Genomic DNA, 3,493 nt, shown 5'->3' on the forward strand with positions numbered 1-3,493 from the left:
GTGCCGCTCACGCGACCCCGCAGCCGCTCGGGCCGAACGGCCGGTCGTGCCGCCGTGCAATGGAATCACTTTTGCCACTTCGCTCACCCGTCCCCTCCCGAACCGAGCACTGCTTCCGAACCACGCACCGGTTCCGAACTGCGCAGTGCGGCCAGTGCACGCGCCGTGGACGCGCCTGTTTCGACGGCCGAGACCAGTCGATCTTCGATGGTGTCCACCCATTCGGTTCTGATGACCGGCCGCAGCGCTGCTCCTCGGACGAAGTCGTCGAATGCCTGAACCGTGGTCCACCGCGGCTCGAAGCCCAGGACGGACCGCATGCGGGTGGTGTCGAGTCCGCAGCCGAAGTGGAAGTAGTCGAGTTGCTCGGTGGTGAACTCGCGCATCATGCCACCCATCAGGCGCGGCCGACGCTCTTGAAGAGCGGAAACGGTACCGGCACCTGAACACGGCCGGCTCGGCGAATTGCCTGGGAGAGCATGATCGTTCCGTCGGCACCGATGTTGAACGTGCCCGCCGACCCGCCGAGAGTGGCGCGCTCGAGCGCAGCAAGGGCGTCTTCCTCGTGCAGCAACTGCATGCGTGCGTCGCGGCCGACGATGCTGGGGATCAGCGGCGAGGTCATGTAGCGCGAGATGGTGCCGTTCAGTCGTGGACCGATCAGCGGCGCCATGCGCAGGATCGACACCGCAATGTCCGATCGTCGACGGCCGAGCCCGCGCGCGTATCCCTCGATGTCGATCGAGTCCCGCGCGTACCCACCGCTCGGGGGGCGTCGGGCACTCATCTCCTCGGTGAATTTCACCGGGTCCTTGGCGCTGCAGCCGTACACCGAGGACGACGAACGCAGGACGACCCTCTCGACGGTCGGTGACTTCTGGCAGACCGCGAACAGCTGCATCGCGCCGATGACGTTGAGGTCTTTCATCGTCGCGCGGCCACCGGATTTCGGGGGCTTGGCGACGGTGGCTGCGTGCACGACGGTGTCGACGCCGGCATTGCGAATCACTTTGCCGATCAGCGGATTACGGATGTCGGCGCGGACGAATTCCGCGCGACCCATGCGGCGCAGCAGATCCTTGCTCGGAGACACCGCATCGACGGCGATGACGCGCTCGATGTTCGGATTCTGGGCCAGCCTGGTGACGAGGTAGCCGCCGAGAAATCGGCTCGCTCCGGTCACGAGGACGACTCGGGGCGCAGCGATCCACGATCGCTCGGACTCACTGCGCACCCCCAACGTCGGTTCCGCTGCAAAGCCTACTGGATCGGCAGGGGTCGGCGTGGGTGAGAAGCAAAGCCCGTTCTTCGAACAGAAGAAGCCCGCCACCGATGGTGACGGGCTTCTTCGTGAAGCAGATGACGGCAGGCTTATTTGCCGAGTTTCCTGCGCTGCACGCGGGTACGACGAAGCAGCTTGCGGTGCTTCTTCTTCGACATGCGCTTGCGACGCTTCTTGATCACTGAACCCATGCGGGTGTCCTCACGTTCTTCTCTAGCGTTTTCGCGCACGCCGTTTGCGTACGCCTACCTGACAACCAAGCCCTGGGGCTGCGGTTACCGAGCTGGCGCTGGGGCCACGTACTCGCCCACGGCTGCACACCGGCTGGCTGGCACGACGAGCGCCAATCCTACCGGTGTGAACCAGGACTTACGAAACCGGCCCCACGTGCACTACTAGCCTGCGTCGAAGTACGAGGTCTCGAGATAGTCGTGGACCGCCTTCGCGTGCACACGAAAAGATCGACCCACTCGTACAGCGGGCAATTCTCCGCCGTGCACCAGCCGGTACACGGTCATTTTCGAAACCCTCATCAGAGTCGCCACTTCGGCGACCGTGAGGAACTGCGTTCCGGCCAGAGCCGGTTGACCGTCCGGGGACGAACCCTTGGACGGCTTGTTTATAGACGCCATCAATCCACATACCTCCGGCACGTCTCATGCGGCAGGCTTCCCCTCCTGCCGAACAGACACGCACGTGCTGCCCCCGAGCCTATAGGGACAGATGGGGTTACTGCGACGGGTGTGGGGAAAAGATTTTTTATTCTGCTGTGATGCCCATCTCAGTGGATCGGGCATTTGCGGCACCGAGAGCATCGAAAAATGCTGCTCGAAGGCCCTTTCTCTCCAATTCACGCACCGCAGCGGCGGTAGTTCCACCCGGAGAAGTCACCGCATATCGAAGCTCGCTCGCGCTCTCGTCGGAGCGATCGAGCATCGCTCCCGACCCCACCATCGTCTGAACCACGAGCGCCGACGCTACGTCGCGGCTCAATCCCAAGCCCACTCCCGCGTCGATCATGGCCTCGGCCACCAGGAAGAAATAGGCCGGACCGGAGCCGGACACGGCCGTCACGGCATCGAGCTGATTCTCCTTGACCACGACCACCTTGCCGACGGCCGAGAGGATCGAGCGCACGAGTTCGAGGTGCTCGGCGCGGGCGTACTTGCCCGGTGCCAGCACGCTGACGCCCTCCCCCACCAGCATCGGGGTGTTGGGCATGACCCGAACCACTGGGAAGCCGGCGGGGAGCTTGGGCTCGAACTTGGTGGTGGGGACGCCTGCGGCCAGCGAGACGATGAGCTGTTCGCGATCGCCGTCGAGTTCGATCTTGGTGATCTCGGTCAGTGCCGCTTCGACGTCGGCCGGCTTGACCGCCAGCACGATCACATCGGCACCCTCGGATGCGTCGCCGACCGTGGTGGTCAGTACTCCGAATTCCTTGGCGATCTCCTTGGCGCGGGTCTCGGACTTCTCGGCGACCACCAGATCGCGCACTGCGTGGCCGGACTCGAGGAGTCCCGCAATCAACGCCTCGCCGATCCGTCCGCCGCCGATCACTGCAATTCTCGTCATGGACGCCAAGCCTGCCATGTCAGTTCGAGCGCGGCACCATCGCCAACTGTCTGCTCTGCACCACGACGGCACCGGTCGAATCCAGCACCACGTGGTCCTCCTCGAACCAGGTGCTGCCGATGACGGTGCTGGTCGCCGCCACGCGCAGCCACCCCGGTGCCGGACGGCGTCGCAGGTAGGTCGTCAACTGCACGGTCGGAGCCCAACCGAACATTCCGCGGTTCATGGTCACCGGAGCCGAGATGTCTCCGGTCATCAGTGCGAACAGCACTGCGGTGTCGACGTCGGCCTCGTCGCCCGCGAAGGGACGCACCCACAATCGAATCTCGGCCTCGCCCTGCTGACCGGTCAGGAACGACGCCGACGACGCGTCGATACGCATCTCGCAGCCCTTGGCGACGTGCACGATGGACGCCATCGGATGATCGCCTGCCACCGCGAGGGTCTCCGCAGGCGGCTCGGCGGCCATCGACGCCAGCGACGTCGGCGTCTGAAGATGGGGTTCGTCGGAATCGGGACGACCGAGGGTCACCACCGCCCGCACGGCAACGCGTCCGGCCTGGGTGAGTTCGACGTCGACGTGCGAGACCTGGCGACCGCGCTTGCGCACCACCGTCGACAGCGCGACCTCACCGG

General features: G+C 65.0%; 4 protein-coding genes and 1 pseudogene. All 5 read right to left on the minus strand.

Going from position 1 to position 3,493, the window contains the following annotated elements; all coding sequences use genetic code 11:
• Positions 1-83: 83 nt before the first annotated feature.
• Positions 84-1,234, minus strand: a pseudogene (locus tag RHBS_RS25730) (NAD-dependent epimerase/dehydratase family protein).
• Between the two features lie 137 nt (positions 1,235-1,371).
• On the minus strand, positions 1,372-1,473 hold the full coding sequence (locus RHBS_RS25735) for a 30S ribosomal protein bS22 (protein WP_003402602.1): 102 nt from the start codon (positions 1,471-1,473) through the stop codon (positions 1,372-1,374).
• Between the two features lie 204 nt (positions 1,474-1,677).
• Positions 1,678-1,914, minus strand: coding sequence for a helix-turn-helix domain-containing protein (locus RHBS_RS25740; protein ID WP_008713658.1), 237 nt, complete (start codon positions 1,912-1,914; stop codon positions 1,678-1,680).
• A gap of 127 nt (positions 1,915-2,041) precedes the next feature.
• Positions 2,042-2,857: a pyrroline-5-carboxylate reductase gene (gene proC / locus RHBS_RS25745; protein WP_121873626.1), complete on the minus strand. Its 816-nt coding sequence runs from the start codon at positions 2,855-2,857 to the stop codon at positions 2,042-2,044.
• A 19-nt stretch (positions 2,858-2,876) separates the two neighbouring features.
• The coding region (locus RHBS_RS25750; RefSeq protein WP_145977611.1) for a thioesterase family protein at positions 2,877-3,493 on the minus strand (617 nt) is incomplete at its 5' end.

It is taken from the genome of Rhodococcus sp. BS-15, from assembly GCF_000813105.1.
In the GTDB taxonomy this organism is placed as follows: domain Bacteria; phylum Actinomycetota; class Actinomycetes; order Mycobacteriales; family Mycobacteriaceae; genus Rhodococcoides.